General features: G+C 41.9%; 19 protein-coding genes. 13 read left to right on the forward strand and 6 right to left on the reverse strand.

The genetic code is table 11. The annotated features are described in order from the left end of the window. Positions 1–285: 285 nt before the first annotated feature. Both pyrE and rph read right to left on the reverse strand, forming a co-directional pair. Positions 286–930, reverse strand: a complete 645-nt coding sequence (gene pyrE, locus MTF66_RS36255; RefSeq protein ID WP_054554229.1) for an orotate phosphoribosyltransferase — start codon at positions 928–930, stop codon at positions 286–288. A gap of 22 nt (positions 931–952) precedes the next feature. Next, a complete protein-coding gene (gene rph, locus MTF66_RS36260) occupies positions 953–1,666 on the reverse strand; it encodes a ribonuclease PH (RefSeq protein ID WP_054554228.1) in 714 nt (237 codons plus the stop codon). Positions 1,667–1,847: 181 nt separating this feature from the next. Here rph and MTF66_RS36265 point away from each other — a divergent pair, with 181 nt between their 5' ends. The 6 genes from MTF66_RS36265 (at position 1,848) to MTF66_RS36290 (ending at position 8,276) form a co-directional block, all read left to right on the forward strand. Continuing rightward, positions 1,848–2,708: a YicC/YloC family endoribonuclease gene (locus MTF66_RS36265; protein WP_054563424.1), complete on the forward strand. Its 861-nt coding sequence runs from the start codon at positions 1,848–1,850 to the stop codon at positions 2,706–2,708. Positions 2,709–2,878: 170 nt separating this feature from the next. Then, entirely contained in the window at positions 2,879–3,499 is a 621-nt protein-coding gene (gmk, locus tag MTF66_RS36270) for a guanylate kinase (RefSeq protein WP_248530175.1), read from the forward strand. 103 nt (positions 3,500–3,602) lie between these two features. Then, entirely contained in the window at positions 3,603–3,878 is a 276-nt protein-coding gene (gene rpoZ / locus MTF66_RS36275; RefSeq protein ID WP_058583782.1) for a DNA-directed RNA polymerase subunit omega, read from the forward strand. Positions 3,879–4,008: 130 nt separating this feature from the next. Next, positions 4,009–6,114: a bifunctional GTP diphosphokinase/guanosine-3',5'-bis pyrophosphate 3'-pyrophosphohydrolase gene (gene spoT, locus MTF66_RS36280; RefSeq protein WP_058583783.1), complete on the forward strand. Its 2,106-nt coding sequence runs from the start codon at positions 4,009–4,011 to the stop codon at positions 6,112–6,114. 11 nt (positions 6,115–6,125) lie between these two features. After that, a complete protein-coding gene (locus tag MTF66_RS36285) occupies positions 6,126–6,518 on the forward strand; it encodes a RidA family protein (protein WP_054554223.1) in 393 nt (130 codons plus the stop codon). A gap of 153 nt (positions 6,519–6,671) precedes the next feature. Next, complete coding sequence (locus tag MTF66_RS36290; RefSeq protein WP_248530176.1) at positions 6,672–8,276, forward strand: FapA family protein; 1,605 nt, start codon at positions 6,672–6,674, stop codon at positions 8,274–8,276. Positions 8,277–8,320: 44 nt separating this feature from the next. Here MTF66_RS36290 and asnA read toward each other — a convergent pair whose 3' ends face one another. Further along, positions 8,321–9,316, reverse strand: coding sequence for an aspartate--ammonia ligase (gene asnA / locus MTF66_RS36295; RefSeq protein ID WP_248530177.1), 996 nt, complete (start codon positions 9,314–9,316; stop codon positions 8,321–8,323). A gap of 197 nt (positions 9,317–9,513) precedes the next feature. On the opposite strand from asnA, the gene asnC reads away from it, so the two are divergent. The 3 genes from asnC to recG are packed head-to-tail and all read left to right on the forward strand — an operon-like array spanning position 9,514 to position 12,854. Further along, on the forward strand, positions 9,514–9,972 hold the full coding sequence (asnC, locus tag MTF66_RS36300) for a transcriptional regulator AsnC (protein ID WP_054554220.1): 459 nt from the start codon (positions 9,514–9,516) through the stop codon (positions 9,970–9,972). Positions 9,973–10,016: 44 nt separating this feature from the next. Next, a complete protein-coding gene (gene trmH / locus MTF66_RS36305; protein WP_248530178.1) occupies positions 10,017–10,733 on the forward strand; it encodes a tRNA (guanosine(18)-2'-O)-methyltransferase TrmH in 717 nt (238 codons plus the stop codon). Between the two features lie 39 nt (positions 10,734–10,772). Next, on the forward strand, positions 10,773–12,854 hold the full coding sequence (gene recG / locus MTF66_RS36310; protein ID WP_248530179.1) for an ATP-dependent DNA helicase RecG: 2,082 nt from the start codon (positions 10,773–10,775) through the stop codon (positions 12,852–12,854). 96 nt (positions 12,855–12,950) lie between these two features. On the opposite strand, the gene MTF66_RS36315 is transcribed toward recG, so the two are convergent. Together MTF66_RS36315 and MTF66_RS36320 are read right to left on the reverse strand one after the other, a co-directional pair. Next, positions 12,951–13,883 carry a porin gene (locus tag MTF66_RS36315; RefSeq protein WP_054563416.1) on the reverse strand — a complete coding sequence of 311 codons (933 nt, stop codon included), beginning with the start codon at positions 13,881–13,883 and terminating at the stop codon, positions 12,951–12,953. Positions 13,884–14,078: 195 nt separating this feature from the next. After that, the gene (locus tag MTF66_RS36320; protein ID WP_058583786.1) at positions 14,079–14,933 is read right to left on the reverse strand and encodes a LysR family transcriptional regulator; all 855 of its coding nucleotides are present in this window, start codon (positions 14,931–14,933) and stop codon (positions 14,079–14,081) included. Between the two features lie 90 nt (positions 14,934–15,023). Here MTF66_RS36320 and MTF66_RS36325 point away from each other — a divergent pair, with 90 nt between their 5' ends. Both MTF66_RS36325 and MTF66_RS36330 read left to right on the forward strand, forming a co-directional pair. After that, on the forward strand, positions 15,024–15,398 hold the full coding sequence (locus MTF66_RS36325; protein WP_248530180.1) for a DUF413 domain-containing protein: 375 nt from the start codon (positions 15,024–15,026) through the stop codon (positions 15,396–15,398). A 78-nt stretch (positions 15,399–15,476) separates the two neighbouring features. Then, positions 15,477–16,712, forward strand: coding sequence for a diguanylate cyclase (locus tag MTF66_RS36330; protein WP_248530181.1), 1,236 nt, complete (start codon positions 15,477–15,479; stop codon positions 16,710–16,712). Between the two features lie 2 nt (positions 16,713–16,714). Here MTF66_RS36330 and rarD read toward each other — a convergent pair whose 3' ends face one another. Next, positions 16,715–17,638 carry an EamA family transporter RarD gene (gene rarD, locus MTF66_RS36335; protein WP_239963372.1) on the reverse strand — a complete coding sequence of 308 codons (924 nt, stop codon included), beginning with the start codon at positions 17,636–17,638 and terminating at the stop codon, positions 16,715–16,717. Between the two features lie 126 nt (positions 17,639–17,764). Between rarD and recQ the strand changes: the two genes are divergently transcribed. After that, positions 17,765–19,588 carry a DNA helicase RecQ gene (gene recQ / locus MTF66_RS36340; protein ID WP_054554212.1) on the forward strand — a complete coding sequence of 608 codons (1,824 nt, stop codon included), beginning with the start codon at positions 17,765–17,767 and terminating at the stop codon, positions 19,586–19,588. A gap of 7 nt (positions 19,589–19,595) precedes the next feature. Further along, positions 19,596–19,892 carry a DUF3630 family protein gene (locus tag MTF66_RS36345; protein WP_058583790.1) on the forward strand — a complete coding sequence of 99 codons (297 nt, stop codon included), beginning with the start codon at positions 19,596–19,598 and terminating at the stop codon, positions 19,890–19,892. The last annotated feature ends 65 nt before the right edge of the window (positions 19,893–19,957 follow it).

Below are 19,957 nucleotides of genomic sequence, written 5' to 3' on the forward strand. Positions count from 1 at the left end.
CTTACTTGACTCAACCAACTCGTCGTTTTGCTTTTTTGTAAGCAGTCCGCCGTGTCGGTGGATGCGCATTATAGGGATGCAGCGAATTAACGCAAGCACTTTTTTGAGAAAACATTAAAAAAACTGCCTTTTGTATCCTTTTTAGTCTAAACACCACAAAAGAGAAACTTTATTAACGCTTCAGTAACTTTTTAACCGTATTTAAGGCCATAAAAGTACAATACTCTAAAAACAAAAAAGCCCAGCAATATAGCTGGGCCTTTAAATTGTTCGCGTTTTTAGGTGTTAAGCAATGCCGTATTGATCACGGTATGCTTTTACTGCAGCTAAATGCTCATCCATTGTACCTTTGGCTTCTAGGTAACTAATTAAGTCAGCTAGTTTTACAATCGAGATAACTTTAGTGCCAAAGTCACGCTCGACTTCTTGAATAGCAGATAACTCAGCTTTACCTTTCTCTTGGCGGTCAAGTGCAATTAAAACACCACTTAAGTCTGCACCATTATCTGCAATGATTTCCATAGACTCACGAATAGCTGTACCTGCAGTGATCACGTCATCAACTAACATGATCTTACCTTTAAGTTCAGAACCTACTAATGTACCACCTTCACCGTGTGCTTTTTTCTCTTTACGGTTAAAACAGTAAGGTACATCTTTGTCGTGATGATCAGCTAAAGCAACTGCTGTAGTCGTTGCGATTGGAATACCTTTATAAGCAGGGCCAAATAATACATCGTAATCAATACCCGCATCTTCAAGTGCTGCTGCATAAAAGCGACCTAAGCGTGCAAGGTCACGACCGGTATTAAATAAACCAGCGTTGAAGAAATAAGGGCTAGTGCGGCCAGACTTTAAAGTAAACTCACCAAATTTAAGCACCTGCTTTTCAAGTGCGAATTCAATAAACTCTTTTTGATAATCTTTCATAACTAATAAACCTACTTCTTTATTAAGCTAATGCTTGCTTTTGAACGTCGATAATTTCACGAATTGAGTGCTTAGCTAATGTAAGTAGCTCATCAAGTTCGTCGAATGAGAAAGGTTCGCCTTCAGCTGTACCTTGAATTTCGATGATTTTGCCAGTTTCGGTCAAGATCACGTTCATATCTGTTTCGGCTTCAGAATCTTCTAGGTACTCAAGGTCACTAATTGGTTGACCTTTATATACACCAACTGAAATTGCCGCAATCATATGCTTAAGTGGGTTTGAATTGATCATACCTTTACTACGCATGTAAGTAAGCGCATCAACTAATGCAACGCACGCGCCACTGATTGATGCTGTACGTGTACCGCCATCAGCTTGAATAACATCACAATCGATAGTAATGGTGTTTTCACCTAACGCCTTTAAATCAACCGCGGCACGAAGTGCACGTGCGATTAAGCGTTGAATTTCCATAGTACGACCGCCCTGCTTACCGCGCGATGCTTCACGGCCATTACGAGTATGTGTTGAACGAGGTAACATACCGTATTCAGCCGTAACCCAACCTTTACCTTGGCCTTTCATAAAGCGTGGTACACCAGCTTCAACAGTTGCTGTACACAAAACTTTAGTATTTCCAAACTCTACTAATACTGAACCTTCAGCATGCATAGTGTAATTACGTGTAAATGTAACCGGTCTAATTTGATTAGGTGTTCTTTCGCTTGGACGCATTAACGATCCCCTTAATTCTGAATTTGCCACATTATAAGTCGATGTGATGCCAGATGCCATGTTCATTTACATAATTAACTACATCAGAAAAGCACATTTCAGAAAATTTACGCTAGAGGTTAAAAGCTGATTCGGTATAATCAGTCAACTTTGTAAATTTAATAACACTAGGAAATCATCCATGATCCACAGCATGACAGCTTATGCGCGCCGCGAAATTAAAGGCGAATGGGGCACTGGCACTTGGGAAATTCGTTCAGTAAACCAACGTTACCTTGAAACTTTTATCCGCGCACCTGAGCAATTTCGTGGCATGGAACCAGTTATTCGTGAGCGTTTACGTAAACATTTACAACGCGGTAAGGTTGAAGTTTTCTTAAAGTTTGCTGCAAATCCAGCGCATGTTGGTGAGTTAACGATTAACGAATCACTCGCGGAGCAATTAATAAAAAGCGCACAATGGGTGCAAAACCAAAGCAATGGTGACATCAACCCTGTTGATATTTTACGTTGGCCTGGCGTTATGGAAGCCGAAGAGCTCGATATGGATAGCGTAAACACTGCGCTAATTGCAGGGTTTGACCAAGTAATTGAAGATTTTAAACAAGCTCGCGGCGATGAAGGCGCAAACTTACAAGAAATGATTGCAACTCGCCTTGATGCTATTTTAGAGCAAGTAACCATTGTTGAAGGCCACTTGCCAGAAATTGCTAAATGGCAGCGCGAAAAACTAAACCAAAAGCTAGAAGAACTAAAAACAGACATCGATGAGTCTCGCCTCGAGCAAGAACTTATTTACCTTGCGCAAAAACAAGATGTTGCTGAAGAACTTGACCGCTTAAAGTCGCATGTTAAAGAAACCAAAAAAATCTTAACTAAAGGCGGCGCATGTGGCCGACGCCTAGACTTTATGATGCAAGAGTTTAACCGTGAAGCAAACACATTAGCATCAAAGTCTATCAACAGTGATATCACAAACGCTGCGGTAGAGCTAAAAGTGTTAATCGAGCAAATGCGCGAACAAATTCAGAATATTGAATAAGTGCGTTTTACAACATTTTTATAAGACCCAGCACCTGCTGGGTCTTTTGTTTTAAAAAGTCTAAATGCAGGCAAACTTGAGCACTTTTAGCGAAATAAAGTACAATAGTTCAATTAAAGGCTTGGATTAGCGATAGTCCGAGCCTGTTTATTTTTTATTAGAGACAGATCATGGCGCAAACTCGCGGAAATTTATTTATCTTGTCAGCTCCATCAGGGGCTGGTAAATCAAGCTTAATTGGTGCTTTATTAGAGAAGCACAGCGATATGAAGGTATCGGTTTCGCACACCACTCGCTCACCTCGTCCGGGTGAAGAAAACGGTGTGCACTATCATTTTGTTTCTGTGGATGAGTTCAAAGCGCTAATTGAGAAAAATGACTTTTTTGAATGGGCGCAAGTGTTTGATAACTACTATGGTACGTCTAAGCAAGCAATTGAAAGCCAACTTGCAGCAGGTATTGACGTATTTTTAGATATCGATTGGCAAGGTGCTCAGCAAATCCGCAAATTAGTTGATGATGTTGAGACTATCTTTATTCTTCCACCATCAAAAGAAGAACTTGAATCACGCTTAAATAACCGTGGTCAAGACTCTGCTGAGATAATCGCAGGGAGAATGGCAAAAGCACAATCAGAAACATCACACTATAATGAGTATGATTATGTTGTTGTTAACGATGATTTTGATACTGCACTTTCAGAAATCGAAACTATCGTTATGGCTAAACGTTTATCGTTAAAAAGCCAAACTGTGCGCCATCAGGCGTTATTAGAGAACTTACTTAAGTAATACTTTTTTAAGAATAAGATAAAAATTAACCACAAGCTATTGGCGAATTTAACTTGGTACAGTAAACTACGCCTTTGCTTAAGAATTTATTTGGAGTGCTAAGATGGCTCGCGTAACTGTTGAAGATGCAGTAGATGCAATTGGTAATCGTTTTGACTTAATTTTAGTTGCGGCTCGTCGTGCCCGCCAAATCGCGGTTGGTGGTAAAGATCCACTCGTTGATGCTGAAAATGACAAACCAACGGTTATTGCTTTACGTGAAATTGAGAAAGGGTTAGTAGATAGCTCTTCTATGGACGTGATTGATCGTGAAGAACAACAACATCAAGAAGCAGCAGAAATGGCTGCTGTGGCTGCTATCGTAGGTGGCAACCAGTAATCAAGCTCCCCGCTTTGATTTAGCTATACGGCTAGTATTTCTACACTAGCCGTTGGCAAGCCCTTCTTTTCATCGTATATTCTATTCATACCGTTACCGATTTACTTCATTTGCGCATTGGAGTGTGACTTTGTATCTATTCGAAGGCCTCAAAAAGAAAATATCCGAATACTTACCACCTGCTGAGATTGAGCTGGTACAAAAAGCATACGTGGTCGCTCGCGAAGCCCACGAGGGCCAAACTCGCTCAAGTGGCGAGCCTTATATCACCCACCCTGTCGAAGTGACACAAATACTTGCTGGCATGCACTTAGACCACGAAACGCTGATGGCAGCCCTGATGCATGACGTGATTGAAGACACTGACTTCAGCCAACAAGACTTAGCTGAAATTTTTGGCGACACCGTTGCAGAGCTTGTTGAAGGGGTGAGCAAGCTAGATAAACTCAGCTTTAAAGATAAAAAAGAATTCCAAGCTGAAAACTACCGCAAAATGATCATGGCGATGACTCAAGATATTCGCGTGATCTTAATTAAACTGGCTGATCGCACGCACAACATGCGTACCCTAGGCGCACTTCGTCCTGATAAACGCCGCCGTATTGCCCGTGAAACCCTAGAGATTTATGCGCCAATTGCGAATCGTTTAGGTATTCATGATATAAAAAATGAATTAGAAGATTTAGGCTTTCAAGCGTTATACCCGATGCGTCACCGCGCATTAAGATCAGAAGTGGTCAAAGCACGTGGTAATCGTAAAGAAGTTATCAGCAATATTAAAACTGAGCTTGAAGCACGTTTAGAAGAGTCTGGCATCGAAGCAACTATATCTGGTCGCGAAAAACACCTTTATAGCATTTACAAAAAAATGCTTAATAAAGAGCTGTCGTTTAACGAGGTGATGGATATCTACGCGTTCCGTATCAATGTTGATAATATGGATACCTGTTACCGCGTATTAGGTGTAGCGCATAACCTTTACAAACCAATCGAAACACGCTTTAAAGATTATATTGCTGTACCAAAAACCAACGGTTATCAATCACTTCATACCTCATTAGTTGGTCCTCACGGTATTCCTGTTGAGATTCAAATCCGTACCCACGATATGGATCATATGGCAGATAAAGGGGTTGCTGCTCACTGGATGTATAAAAAAGCCGGTGATAACGCAGGCCACACAGCACAACAACGTGCTCGCCAATGGATGCAAAGCTTACTGGAGCTTCAGCAAAGTGCGGGCTCGTCTTTTGAGTTTGTTGAAAACGTTAAAACAGAGCTGTTCCCTGAAGAGATTTATGTTTTCACCCCTGATGGCCGTATCGTTGAACTACCTATGGGCGCAACAGCAGTCGACTTTGCTTATGCAGTTCACACTGATGTAGGTAATACCTGTGTGGGTGCACGCGTTAACCGTAAACCTCACCCACTAAGCAAAGCACTTGATACAGGGCAAACAGTCGAAATCATTACCAGCTCTGGAGCGCACCCTAATGCAACTTGGTTAAACTTTGTTGTAACAGGTAAAGCACGTTTAGGTATTCGCAATTACCTGAAGAGCCAACAGCATGAAGAAGCTATGCTGCTCGGTCGACGTTTACTAGACTCAGCACTTGGTGAAACCAAACTGGATGATATTCCAGATGAAAACATTCGCCGTGTACTTCAAGAGCATGAACTAAATACCGTACTTGAGCTATTAGTCGAAATAGGCTCAGGCAATCTAATGAGTGTGCTTATAGCAAAACGCTTGATGCAAGTTGATGCAGACGACCTAGACGACCTAGCACAAAAAGCAAAAGCAACCATCATCGGTACTGAAGGCATGTTAGTTAATTACTCTAAATGCTGCCGACCTGTACCTGGCGATGCTATTACAGCTTATATCAGCCAAGGTAAGGGTCTTACAGTTCACCGCCAAGAATGTAAAAACATTCGTGGTTGGGAAAAAGAGCGTTCAAAATACTTAGTTGTAAAATGGGACGATAACCCAGAGAAAGAATATATTGCAGCCCTTCGTATTGAGATTATCAATCACCAAGGTGCGCTGGCTAAATTAACCAATGTTGTTGCCTCAACCCAAGCCAACATTGTTGAAATAGCGACTGACGAAAAAGAAAGTAATTTATACATGATAGATTTAGGCATCACGGTTAAAAACCGCGTTCATGTTGCTAATATTATGCGCCGCATTCGCGTTATGCCTGATGTGCAAAGAGTCTATCGTAAAAAGTAACAAGGATAATCATGAACAAATCTTTTATTTCTACTGATAATGCGCCTGCAGCAATCGGTACTTACAGCCAAGCAGTTAAAGTAGGCACGGCTGTTTATTTATCAGGTCAAATCCCACTTGTACCAGAGACGATGGAAGTGATCTCTGAAGACTTTACTGAGCAAACTCACCAAGTATTCAAAAACCTAACAGCTGTTTGCCAAGCTGCGGGTGGTCAAATTCAAGACATGGTAAAAGTGAATATCTTTTTAACTGACTTATCTAACTTTGCGATTGTTAACGAGGTGATGAGCCAGTACTTTAAGCAACCATACCCTGCACGTGCCGCAATTGGCGTACGTGCGCTACCAAAAGGGGTGCAAGTTGAAATTGACGGTATCATGGAGCTACCTTCAACAAACTAATCAGCCCTGCCAGCAACGCAAAGTTGCTGGCACTTTTTTAGAAAAAGTTCTTACTTCCCTCACCCGAAATTCTTGACTCATTAGCAAATCTCTAGCACTCTGTTGTTATAACAAGTAAAACCTTTAGCTAATGTAGTAAAAAAGGATCTCTAGGTGTTTAAGCTCGCTCACAACGGCAACGTTTTATTAGATGTTCATGAAAACTCGCCTCCTAGTGCTGCGTTTATTATCGAAGCATTAGAAAAGTCACCATTTTGCGAATGCAGAGTGGATCATGAAGCTATCAATAATTTCTTTAAAAGCGATTCAAATGAGCGCATGCTTGTTGTTGCCTCTAAACATGATGCGAGCCTAGTTGTTACCCTGAGTGATGACAAAATGCTGGCTACAGGCGAGCTGACTTTAGCTGAAGGTGGCAAAGTCATGACGCTTGACGATGCTAAAAAAGAGCTTATCAAAGCAGGTGTCGCCCGCGGTTATAAGCAAGCTTTCTTAGAAAAGTTATTACAACAACAGTTTGAGCTACCTGCAGGTGAAGTTGCTAAAGGTGTGCTCGCAAAAGGCCGTTTACCGATTGATGGCCAACCATCCAAGTTTGTACCACAGGTCGAAACCTTAAAAGACCGCTTAAAAACACCTAAGCTACGTGAAGACGGCACAGCCGATATGCGTGACTTTGGCAAGCTCGCCAGTGTCGAACCCGGTGTATTACTTATAAAACAAATTCCTGCAACTCCTGGCAAAGAAGGCTTTACTGTTACTGGTGATGTACTTCCTGCAAAACCGGGGGAAAACACCAAACTAGTCGCAGGTGAAGGCACCGAAATATCAAAAAACAACCCGCTTGAGCTAATTTCTGTGATCGCTGGTGTACCTGTTGATATTGCTAATGGTATGCGTGTCGATGATATTTTTACTATTGCCGATGTAAACGTAAAAAGTGGCCACGTAGATTTTGAAGGTAGCGTTATTGTGACTCATAACGTTGAACCAGGCATGCGTATTAATGCCAAAGGCGATATCACAGTGATGGGTACTGTGGAATCTGGCCATTTATCAGCAGCTGGCGATATCACTATAAAACAAGGTGTAATTGGTCACCAGCTCGAAGATAAAAAGCTGTCATGTAATATTATCAGCCAAGGTGACATTCACTTATCACATGGTCAATACTGCTACCTTGAAGCCAATAATATCCTCATTGAACGCCAAGCCAGCCATTGTACGATGAAAGCTACTAAGCTGTTGCAAATAGGCCAAGAAGATAACCCTCAAGGCAAGCTATTTGGCGGAGAGATCTTAGACGCACAAATGTTAATTGCCGGCGAAATAGGCAATGAATCGGGCGCTAAAATGGTTATTCACTTAGCGGCTTCAGGTGGTGATGTCACCGCGCAAACAGATCAGTGTTTAAAAGATTTAGCACAAACAGATTCACAACTTGACACATTACAGGAAGCTATCGAAAAAGCAGATCAAGTAAAAGACGCTGAAAAGAAAAAACAGTTACTCGCAAAGATTGGTGCCACACAAATGCACTATTGCGAGCAAGCTGAAATGCTTGAGAAAAAGCTATCAAGTCTAGAGCATCACCTGCATGATTTACTGGAAGATGCGCAATTAGTCGTTAATAAAAAACTGCATTCTGGCGTCGAAATTCATATTTTCGAAAAAGTTCTACTCACTAACCGCCAATACCCACCGTGTAAGGTAAAGCTTGAAGAAAACAAGGTTGAGGTAGAGTTTAAAACCAGTTAATAAAAAAGAGGCTTAAAGCCTCTTTTTACCAGGGTCATTACTCTTTAAAGAATTCCTTCCACTTGCTGTTTTAGCTGCTCAGGCCAAACACCAACTTGTACTTGCCCGATATGCTGTTTTTGTAACAGCAACATAGCGAGTCGTGATTGGCCTATTCCACCACCTATTGTTTGCGGAAACTTTTTCGCCAGTAGCTGTTTATGCCAATCAAACTCTAGGCGAGCTTGGTCGCCTGTAATTGCTAATTGAGTAGCTAATGCATCAGGGCTTACACGAATGCCCATTGAAGAGATTTCAAATGCATCTTCAAGCACAGGGTTCCAAACTAAAATATCACCGTTTAAGCCTGCAAATTTACTACAGGTTTGTGTTGACCAATCGTCATAATCCGGAGCTCGTACGTCATGAATTTTGCCATCTGCAAGTGTGCCGCCTATACCAATTAAAAATACGGCACCGTACTCTTGTGCAATCGCTTTTTCACGTTGTTTCGCTGTAAAGTCAGGATACATCTGACGTAGCTGTTCACTGTGTACAAAGGTGATTTGCTCGGGCAAAAACGGCGTTAAATCAAACTCGCTTGCGACAAAGCGTTCGGTTGCTTTAATCGCCTGATAAAGTGATGTCACGGTTTCTTTTAGCTTGTCTAAGGTACGTTCAGTGCTCTCGCAAATCACTTTTTCCCAGTCCCATTGATCAACATATACCGAGTGAATTGGGCTTAAAGATTCTTCATCAGGACGAAGCGCCTTCATGTGCGTATAGAGCCCCTCACCTACCGAAAAATCGTAATCAGCCAAGGTCTTGCGTTTCCACTTAGCTAAAGAGTGGACTACTTCAAATTGGCTACCCGGAATTGTTTTCACTGCTACCGATACAGCATTTTCAGTACCGCTTAAGTTATCTTGAATACCATCGCCTACTTTTGCCAAGATCGGCGCTTGTACTTCAACTAACCCTAATTGTTGTTCTAATTGGCTTGAAAAAAACTGTTTTACTTTACTAATTTGCAGCTGTTGCTGCAGGTAGTGTGAACTCATAATAATTGGCCTCATTCCCAGTTATTGTTACTTGCTTAATTAGAGAAACCCGCTGCTTGGCCCCTCCTATTAAAACAATCCTCAACCAAACAAAGATAATTTTCAATAACCCGCAACAAAAAGAACTTAGCATTGAAATTTTCATAAAAATAATGCTATAAAATTTATTGATTCAATAATTAACACTAATAAATACCATGGAAAATTATCAAATCGATAATCTCGATAAAAACATCCTTAATGCTTTAATGGAAAATGCGCGAACAGCGTATGCAGAACTCGCTAAACGCTTTGCAGTAAGTGCCGGGACTATTCATGTACGGGTCGAAAAGATGAAACAAGCGGGAATTATTACAGGCACCCAAGTCAGTATTGATGCCAAACAGCTTGGTTACGATGTTTGCTGTTTTATTGGTATTAACCTCAACAATGCACGTGATTACCCACAAACTTTACTGCATTTAAAAGAACTAGAAGAAGTTGTCGAAGCCTATTACACCACAGGTAATTACAGTATATTTATCAAAGTGATGGCGCGCTCAATTGATCACCTACAAGATGTGTTAATTAACAAAATACAAGCCATAGAAGCTATTCAATCAACAGAAACGCTGATCTCATTACAAAACCCAATTAGCCGTGCTGTTGTTCCCTAGGGTATAATCAGTGCCAATTAGAATCCGTCAACGAGCACACAACTATGGATACAACTCGCTTTGAGCGTGTTAAGCGCGTGTTAGACCGCCGCCAAACGGACCTAACGGTTTGTTTAGAAGAAGTACATAAGCATCATAATTTATCAGCCATTGCCCGCACAGCTGACGCGACAGGCTGTCATCATGTTCATGCTGTATGGCCAGAGAATCAAAAATGGTTAACTAACAATACCTCAGGTGGTAGTAAAAACTGGCTAGAAACTCACTTGCATCGCAATATCGATGAAGCTGTTGCCATGATGCGTGCGCAAAATCCTGAAGTACAAATTTTAGCAACTCATCTCAGCGACGATGCTGTCGACTTTCGTGAAATTGATTACACCAAACCGACAGCTGTTATTGTTGGCCAAGAACGTGATGGTATTTCACCGCGCGCCCTCGCCCATGCTGATAAAAATATCATTATCCCAATGCAAGGAATGGTGCAATCTCTTAATGTATCTGTTGCTGCGGCACTTATTCTATTTGAAGCGCAGCGCCAACGTGAAGAAGCCGGACTTTACAACCGCGATATGCTTGATGCGAAAATTAAGCACCGTATCTTGTTTGAAGGCTGTCACCCTATTATTGCTGAACAATGTCGCGAAAAAGAGCTACCTTACCCTGAACTTGATGAAAGTGGTGAAATTGTTGCTGATGAAACGTTCTGGAACATTTTAAAACACACGCAACCGCTTGAAGCCACTAACGAGTGCAAGTAAACTGAAAAACAGTCTACTAATTAATAATTTGAGTCACCTTTGAGTCATCCAAGCTTAGCGTTATACCCAATTACAGAATTAAAAGGCGTCGGCCCGAAAATGGCCGAGCGCCTTGCTAAGCTAAATATTCATACGGTGCAAGACATGCTGTTTCATTTGCCTCACCGCTATGAAGACCGCACCCGCATTCACCCAATCAGCGAACTCCAACCGCATAGCCATGTTAGTGTTGAAGCCACCATTGAAACCAGCCAAATTACTTTTGGAAAAAGGCGCATGCTAGTTTGCCAAGTAAATGATGGCACGGGCCGTTTAACGCTCAGGTTTTTTAACTTTAGCGCAGCTCAAAAAAATGCCTTAAGTACAGGTAAAATCATTCGCTGCTTTGGTGAGATCCGCCGTGGTCGTGTTGGCTTTGAAATGACACATCCGGAATACAGCTTATCGGATACCCCTTCTGAGCAACCAACGAACACCACGCTTACGCCGGTTTATCCTGTTACCGAAGGGCTAAAACAGTTATCTATTCGTGCACTTAGCGATCAAGCACTTGCACTGTTAACTAAATACCCTGTCGAAGAGTTACTGCCAGAACAGTTTCAACCGACCGGAATGCGTTTAGCCGATGCACTTATGACCTTACATCGTCCACAAAACGATGTTGATTTAACTGCCCTTGAACAAGGTATGCACCCTGCCCAGCAACGGCTAGTGTTTGAAGAGCTGCTTGCGCAAAACTTAAGTCTTTTAAAGCTACGTCAAAAAGGGCAAACGGTAAAAGCGGTATCATTAAAGCCTCATAATCAACTTGAGCAGCAGTTTTTAGCTAATTTAGCCTTTAGCCCAACCAACGCACAAAGTCGTGTGGTGGCAGAAATCAAAGGTGACTTACAACACCCGTTTCCGATGATGCGCCTCGTACAAGGCGATGTAGGCTCTGGTAAAACCTTAGTAGCAGCACTCAGTGCGCTCACCGCTATCAGCGAAGGCTATCAAGTAGCGCTAATGGCACCAACAGAGATTCTATCAGAGCAACATGGCATCAACTTTAGCCAATGGTTTAATCAACTCGGTGTTGAAGTCGCTTGGTTAGGTGGCAAAAGTAAAGGTAAAGAGCGCACAGTAACTTTAGAAAAAATCGCCTCTGGGGAAGCACAAATGATTGTTGGCACCCATGCGTTATTCCAAGAGCAGGTTGAGTTTAATAATCTCGTTTTAATTATTATTGATGAGCAACACCGCTTTGGTGTTCATCAGCGCTTATCACTGCGCGAAAAAGGCCGCTTTGGTGACTGTTATCCGCATCAATTAGTGATGACAGCAACACCTATCCCGCGAACGCTAGCAATGACAGCCTACGCTGACTTAGAAACCTCAGTGATTGATGAGTTACCACCCGGTAGAACGCCTATTACAACGGTGGCTATTCCTGATGCACGTCGAGACGAAATCATTCAACGTGTGAGAACAGCGTGTACAGAGCAAGGTCGTCAAGTGTATTGGGTTTGCACTCTGATTGATGAATCTGAAGTACTGCAATGCCAAGCAGCTGAAGATAGCGCAGAGCAATTAAAAGCGGCATTGCCAGAGTTAAAGGTTGGCTTAGTGCATGGCCGGATGAAAGCCGCCGAAAAGCAAGCCATTATGAGTGAGTTTAAAGCGGGCAATATTCATGTACTCGTTGCCACAACCGTGATTGAAGTAGGTGTTGATGTGCCTAATGCCAGCCTTATCATTATTGAAAACCCTGAACGGTTAGGCCTTGCACAACTCCACCAGCTACGCGGCCGTGTTGGTCGTGGGGCTACGGCATCACACTGTGTTTTACTTTATCATGCGCCATTATCAGCCACAGCGCAAAAGCGCTTAGGAGTACTGCGTGAAAGTAATGATGGCTTTGTTATCGCTGAGCGAGATCTCGAAATTCGTGGCCCTGGTGAAGTACTTGGTACCAAACAAACAGGCCTAGCTGAGTTTAAAATTGCCGATCTTAACCGCGATAAACAAACACTCGATCATGTAAGGCCCATTGCCTTCAAAATTTTGAACGACTACCCAGAGCTTACCGATAAATTGATTCAACGTTGGCTTGCTGGCAAATCAAACTACGCACAAGCTTAATCGCAAGTCTAACTAGGCTAGAAATTTTCTACTAACACAAAAAAAGCCCAGCTAATTAGCTGGGCTGACAAGTTAGGGAGTTATCCAAAGGTTGGATTAGAACTTGTATTCAATACCAACACCTAGGTAGTCTTGGTCAACTTGATTGTCTGTATCAAACGTTGAGTAGAAACCAAATACTTTGGTGTTTTTGCTAAGCTTGTGATCAACACCTGCAGAGATAGCTGTTTTCTTATCGCCTTCATCAAAGTCAATTACTTGGTACTGTACTTTGAACGTGTTGCTATTCATTTGGTAAGCAGCATTTACTAAGTAACCATCAGCTTCTGCACTACCATCCACTTTTTCTTGTGTTTGGTACATAGCACCTAGTTTGAAGTCACCTAGTTTACCTTGTACTGTTGCACGAACAATGTCGTAGCCTTTTACTTCGCTGTCAGCTGCAACTGATGCATAAAGTTTGCTTTCTTTAAGTTTTGCATCGCCGTAAGTTAGCGCTACTGAGTAACCGTTATCAGCGTCTACATCATCTTCAGCTACATAAGTTGCTAGTACTTTGAAGCCACTGAAGTCTTTAGAAGCATAAGAAATTGTGTCGCCTAAACGGTTTTCACCTTTAAATGCGTTCTTAATATCACCTTCAAGGTCATTGAATAAATCAACTTTACCTTGAGACTGCTTCATTGCTGTATCGTTACGACCGATAACAACTTGACCAAAGCTACCTTTAACACCCACGTATTGGTTACGTGCAGTGATGTTATCGTCATTGTCGCCTTTAGAATCAGCGTCAGATACGTCTACACCAAACTCAAATTTATAAACAGCTTCTAAGCCTTCAGAAATTTTTTCTGAACCTTTTAAGCCAAAACGTGAGTTATTGCTTTTAATTTCAGTGAAAGACCCTTCGCCATCATCTGATGATTGAACAGTCACGTTTGCTTTACCATATACATCTACATCAGCTAATGCAGAAAAAGATAAACCACCAAATAAAGCTAGGAATAAGCTAGACTTTGCAAATTTCATGTCGTTTCCTCAATAATCGCAACAAAAAACACATGTGTGTTTCGATGCGCGCAGTGTGACAGCGAAAAATGACAGAAAGATGACAATTGAAATAAAAGCGTCAATTTAGCTTCATAAAATGTAATTATTTTTGAAATAAAAACGTAACCTGCTGTTGCAGCATTAATTTTTTATGAAAGCTAAATTAAATTAATTTTAAGCTTTTATTTGTAGTTCAGTTAATAAGGTCACTAACTTCTCTAATAAAGGGATTTGCTCATTATCTCTGTGGTAAGCAACAAACACATCACGCGAAGTATGCGCAACATCTTCAACATGATACAGCTCACCAGATTCAAGCTGCTCTTCAACTAATAACTGAGGAATAAACGCGCTACCACCGCATTTCAAAATTAAATCAAGCGCAATACGACCTGTACTGGTTCTGAAATAAGGAGGAGCGTGGCCGTTAAACTCACGAGCATGCCATAAAGAAAAGGTGGTACCCCAGTCGACATAAACATATTGGTTATCGAAAAAGTTTTCACTATTTGCAGTTTCAAAGGCGCTCACAGGAATAATAGGTAGCTCACAAATTCGCTGTACAACCAGTTCATCTACTTTAGGGGGATCGAACAACACCGCCAAATCTAATGTACGTTCCAATAATAAGCGAGTACTCTCTTGCTGTGCTTTAACTTCAGCAACTAACGACACACCCGGCATAGCAGAAACAATATTAGTAATACCAAACTGTAAAAATGCATCCCAAATATTAGGTGTTCCCGCTAAGCTAATTTGCTTATGCATATTATCTGCAAGTGCCACATCAACTTTTGCGCGCTGCATACCCGTAATGATCATTTGTGCGTGTGGCAGTAGTCGCTCACCCGGCGCCGTTAACTGTATGTTGTTTCGTTGACGAATAAATAAGTTAACGCCTAAACCTTGCTCTAATTGTCGGATCCGAAAACTCACCGCAGACTGTGTAATATATAAATTTTCAGCTGCTTTACCGAAATGGCGCGTACGAACCACTTCAACAAAAGTCTTCAATAAATCGATATCCATTTTTTACCCTTACGATAAAAATAATTTGTTTAATAAAATCGACAACTTGATCCATACTCCAGCAAGAAATTAGGGCATGAGGATAAAGCCATGAGCAATGACATTTCATCACTTCGTCAGGCATTTGCAAGCCAACGTCAATTCTATGATGATCAAAATTTCCCACGCGGTTTTGGTCGTAGTGGTCACTTCACTTTGCTAGAAGCCGACATTCTTGAGCAGCATGGTGTTGTTCTAAAGGGGTTATACAACAAAACCCTAGAACCACAAAATGAATTTCAAACTCAATTTGTTCAAGTTGTTACCGGTAACCTTGAAGCGACCAATGCAATTGAGCGCGCTTGGATCAAATACCTTAAGCAAACAACCTGTAAAACCAAGTTTCACACGTTATTTGGTCGCTCTCGCATTGCGACCTCAACACCACAAAGTGTTGAATATTATTCTGAGTCAGATAGCTTATAACAATTTGCTTTTTTACCCTTTTAGGGTTAAAACTTGTAATAACTTTTGTTTCGCCAATAAGTTATTACAAGGCAAACTGTGACTCGAAGAATATTAATAATTGAAGATACGCCAACCATTGCGCGGGTGCAAAAGCACATCGCGCAAAAAGTTGGCTATGAAGCCGATATCGCCGGTAGCTTAGCTGAGGCAAAAGAGCTTATTAGCAAGCACGGTTACTTTTGTGCCGTAGTAGATTTTATTCTGCCTGATGCGCCAAACGGTGAAGCAGTTCCTTGCACCATCGAAGCCGATATCCCGACCATTGTAATGACTGGCAACCTTGACGAAACAACACGCAATATCGTTGAAAAACACCCCATCATTGATTACATCACCAAAGAAAATAAACAAGCCTATCAATACCTAGAAAAACAACTGGCTCGCTTGCCTCGTAATGAGCAAATATTAGTATTAGTAGTCGATGATTCAGCTGCAACGCGCCACCATATTTGCAACTTGTTAACCCGTCATAAATACCAAACACTCGAAGCTGTTGATGGTGTTGATGCTTTAAAAGTACTGGCTGAAAACCCAAAAATATCGGTGATCATTACCGATAATGAAATGCCGAATATGAATGGGGATGAGCTCTGTGTTGAAATTCGCCGTTTATATTCTAACGATGAAAAAGCCGTGATTGGCATATCTGCACTCGATACTTTGCACCTTTCGACGCGCTTTTTGAAATCTGGCGCAGACGATTATCTTCGTAAGCCATTCAACAATGAAGAGTTTTATTGTCGGCTCAGCCAAAACGTCGACATGCTTGAAAACATTAAAACGATTCGTTTACAAGCAAACACTGATTACCTCACAAAACTCCCTAATCGCCGCTATTTCTTTGGTGAAGCAAACAGCCATCTAAAAGCTGCAAAACTGGCAGAAAACTCAGTGTCTTTAGCCATGATTGATATTGACCACTTTAAATCAATTAACGATAACTATGGTCATGATGCCGGCGATGACGTATTAAAGGGCCTATCGCAATGCATGGCGAAGTATTTTGAAGATAACTTAGTAGGCCGCTTTGGTGGTGAAGAGTTTGCAGTCTATTTTGCTGATCAAGACCCACAAGAATCTCTGCAACGTTTAGAGAAATTCCGCTTGTTTGTTGAAAAGCACAGCCCTGAGTTCAGTAAAGACCGAATCAAGTTTACGCTGTCGATTGGTTTTCATAATGGGCCTGTTTATAGCTTAGATGAACTAATAAAACAGGCCGATTTAAAGCTTTATCAAGCAAAAGAAACTGGGCGTAACAAATTAGTAAGCTAAGCCTACACAGGCTTAGTTACCGCCTCTAATTGCGCTTTGCGTTGCTTACGACTTTGGCGATACGAATCCCAGCTGAATAATGCCAAAGCGCTCCAAATACACGCAAACGTTACCACACGCTCAGCATCAAATACCTCACCGTAAAACGCTACGGCAAGCATAAACATTAAGCTTGGGCCAATGTACTGAAAAAAGCCAAGCGTACTGTATTGCAGGCGTTTTGCTGCTCCGGTAAAACATAACAGCGGTAAGGTTGTCACCACACCTGCACTAATGAGTAACACGTTAATGTGCCAATCGTTTGCAGTTAAATCAGAGCTTGCTGAAGGCGCCATCAACCACCAGTAAATAAGTGCAACAGGCAATAAAATAAGTGCTTCGAGCAATAACCCTGGCAATGATTCGATTGGTAACTTTTTACGTAGTAGACCATAAATAGCAAACGATCCTGCTAATGAGAAAGCAACCACGGGGAATGAACCAAAGCTCACAAGCTGAAGCAACACACCACAAAGCGCTAGACCTACCGCAACGCCTTGCCACTTGCGTAGTCGCTCACCTAAAAATAACATACCCAATAACACATTCAGTAAGGGGTTGATGTAATAACCTAAACTGGCATCAAGCATATGATTATTGTTCACTGCCCAAATAAATAACCCCCAGTTAAAGCCAAGTAAACTTGCTGTTATTACCAACATCAAAAGTAATTTAGGTTGTCCGAGTACCACACGAATACGCTGCCATTGATGACGAGCTGCAATAATAAGAAGTAAAAATAACACCGACCAAATAACACGGTGCATTAAGATTTCAAACGCAGAAATTTGCTGTAAAAACTTAAAGTAAATGGGCGCAAGTCCCCACATAAAAAAGGCTAAACAAGCGAAAATAACGCCTTTTCGCTGCTCAATGTTGGTAGGCATAAGTGTGGCTTTATAGTTTAAAAACGCTATTTTACGCCCCCTAAGCAGTGACGCAACCTAAACGCGCTAAATAAACCAACTCAAAGTTACAGACATCGCCATAAAAAACCACTAAAATGCTCGGCGATGAATACCAATACCGCAATGTCCAACACACCCGTTCGATCACCACAAGCCGTACTCAAACAAGTGTTTGGTTACAAGGACTTTCGTGATGGCCAAGAAGCGATTATAGCCGCAGCGCTAGACGGACAAGACTCGCTTGTACTTCTACCAACAGGTGGAGGCAAATCTTTATGCTATCAAGTACCTGCATTGATCCTTGATGGTGTGACTGTGGTTATCTCACCGCTTATTTCCTTGATGCAAGACCAAGTTGCCCAACTAAGAGCGCTCGGCGTGCAAGCGGCATACATCAATAACAGCCTGCCTTTTGAAGAGCAACAAGCTGTCTATCAGCAATTACACTATGGGCAAATTAAGCTGTTATATGTTGCACCAGAAAAAGTACTGCAACACGAATTTTTAGAACGCTTGAGTCACCTAAAACTCGCACTTTTTGCAATTGATGAAGCTCACTGTGTGTCGCATTGGGGTCATGACTTTAGGCCACATTACTGTAGGCTCAACGAGTTAAAGCAACGCTTTATGCATGTGCCCATGATGGCGCTTACAGCAACGGCAGATAAAGCAACTCGTTACGATATTATTGAACAACTTCAGCTTAACCACCCTTACGTGCACACTGGTAGCTTCGATAGACCTAATATTCGTTACACCATAGAAGAAAAGTTCAAACCTATGGTACAGCTGCTTCGTTATTTAAAAGAACAGCAAAATCAAAGTGGTATTATTTATTGCACCAGCCGTAAACGGGTTGATGATGTAGCCGAAAAACTTGCTGATGCAGGATTTAATGCCGCGGCCTACCATGCGGGAATGAGTAACGAGCAACGCCAATTTGTGCAATCAGGCTTTGCCCGTGACGATATTCAAATTGTGGTTGCGACTGTTGCCTTTGGCATGGGGATTAATAAACCAAACGTACGTTTTGTGGTGCATTACGATATTCCAAAAAGCATCGAGGCTTACTACCAAGAAACCGGTCGTGCAGGTCGAGATGGCTTGGCTGCAGAAGCAATTATGTATTTTGATCCTGCAGACATAGGCCGCGTACGCCGCTTTTTTGAAGATATTGAAGACGAGCAACGTCGTCGTGTTGAAGAACAGCGCTTTAATGCCATGGCAAGCTTCGCCGAAGCACAAACATGCCGCAGACAAATCTTGCTCAATTATTTTAGTGAATATAAACGCGAAACCTGTGGTAACTGTGATATTTGCTTAAACCCACCTACTAGCTTTGATGGCACACTTGTAGCGCAACAAGCCTTGTCGTGTGTGTACCGTGCTGAGCAACGTTTTGGTATTGGCTATATCGTTGAGTTACTTCGCGGTGCAAACACTAGCCGCATTCGAGATAACAATCACCATCAGCTAAGCACCTATGGCATCGGTAAAGAGCACAGCGTGGAATTCTGGCTAAGTATTTTAAGGCAGCTTATCCATCAAGGGTTATTAAGCCAAGATATTACCCAAGGCTCGTCATTACGCTTAACCGAAGCCGCCCGTGCGGTACTTAAAAGTGAATATGCATTGCAACTTGCTGAGCCTCGCTTACAAGCTAAGCACGTTTACCAAGATAAACTCGCTCAGTTTAATTACGATAAAAAGCTATTTGCGAAATTACGTGCCTTACGTAAAGAACTGGCCGATGCCGATGATGTACCGCCTTATGTGGTATTCAATGATAAAACCCTCGCTGAAATGGCGCAGTTAATGCCAACCAACGACAGTGAGTTTTTGAAGGTGTCTGGTGTTGGTTTCACTAAACTTAATAAATACGGCGCACCGTTTTTAAATACCATTCGCGACTATCTTGCCGCAAATTAGGACCGCTATGACTGAACTAACCTATGATGCCGAGCATGAGATTATTCTCATAACGTCAAGTGAGCTTCCCCACGACGAAGACTTTGAACTTTGGGCAACCCTTTTCTTACACGCTCCAGCCATAACAACCGCCGACTTTGATGCCGGTGCTGATCGTCATCAATTACGCTTTCACTTTACAGATCATAGTTTTAATCTAAACTTTGAACATTACAGTGAAAGTATTTGGATCAATGCTGAGGGCATAGAAGCCAGTGCTGCATTGCCACAACTTCATCAGTATTTAGTCACGCAATTACAATAATAAGCTAGACTTTTACCCACGCTTAGTATGTAGTAGTTGCACAGGACATACTCAACTAAGGGTGT

Source organism: Pseudoalteromonas sp. 2CM39R, from assembly GCF_023161845.1.

Coding starts and splice junctions, on each gene's coding strand:
- pyrE (WP_054554229.1), bottom strand. CDS start 930: ATGAAAGATTATCAAAAAGAGTTTATTGAATTCGCACTTGAAAAGCAG.
- rph (WP_054554228.1), bottom strand. CDS start 1,666: ATGCGTCCAAGCGAAAGAACACCTAATCAAATTAGACCGGTTACATTT.
- MTF66_RS36265 (WP_054563424.1), top strand. CDS start 1,848: ATGATCCACAGCATGACAGCTTATGCGCGCCGCGAAATTAAAGGCGAA.
- gmk (WP_248530175.1), top strand. CDS start 2,879: ATGGCGCAAACTCGCGGAAATTTATTTATCTTGTCAGCTCCATCAGGG.
- rpoZ (WP_058583782.1), top strand. CDS start 3,603: ATGGCTCGCGTAACTGTTGAAGATGCAGTAGATGCAATTGGTAATCGT.
- MTF66_RS36285 (WP_054554223.1), top strand. CDS start 6,126: ATGAACAAATCTTTTATTTCTACTGATAATGCGCCTGCAGCAATCGGT.
- asnA (WP_248530177.1), bottom strand. CDS start 9,316: ATGAGTTCACACTACCTGCAGCAACAGCTGCAAATTAGTAAAGTAAAA.
- asnC (WP_054554220.1), top strand. CDS start 9,514: ATGGAAAATTATCAAATCGATAATCTCGATAAAAACATCCTTAATGCT.
- trmH (WP_248530178.1), top strand. CDS start 10,017: ATGGATACAACTCGCTTTGAGCGTGTTAAGCGCGTGTTAGACCGCCGC.
- MTF66_RS36315 (WP_054563416.1), bottom strand. CDS start 13,883: ATGAAATTTGCAAAGTCTAGCTTATTCCTAGCTTTATTTGGTGGTTTA.
- MTF66_RS36320 (WP_058583786.1), bottom strand. CDS start 14,933: ATGGATATCGATTTATTGAAGACTTTTGTTGAAGTGGTTCGTACGCGC.
- MTF66_RS36325 (WP_248530180.1), top strand. CDS start 15,024: ATGAGCAATGACATTTCATCACTTCGTCAGGCATTTGCAAGCCAACGT.
- rarD (WP_239963372.1), bottom strand. CDS start 17,638: ATGCCTACCAACATTGAGCAGCGAAAAGGCGTTATTTTCGCTTGTTTA.
- recQ (WP_054554212.1), top strand. CDS start 17,765: ATGAATACCAATACCGCAATGTCCAACACACCCGTTCGATCACCACAA.
- MTF66_RS36345 (WP_058583790.1), top strand. CDS start 19,596: ATGACTGAACTAACCTATGATGCCGAGCATGAGATTATTCTCATAACG.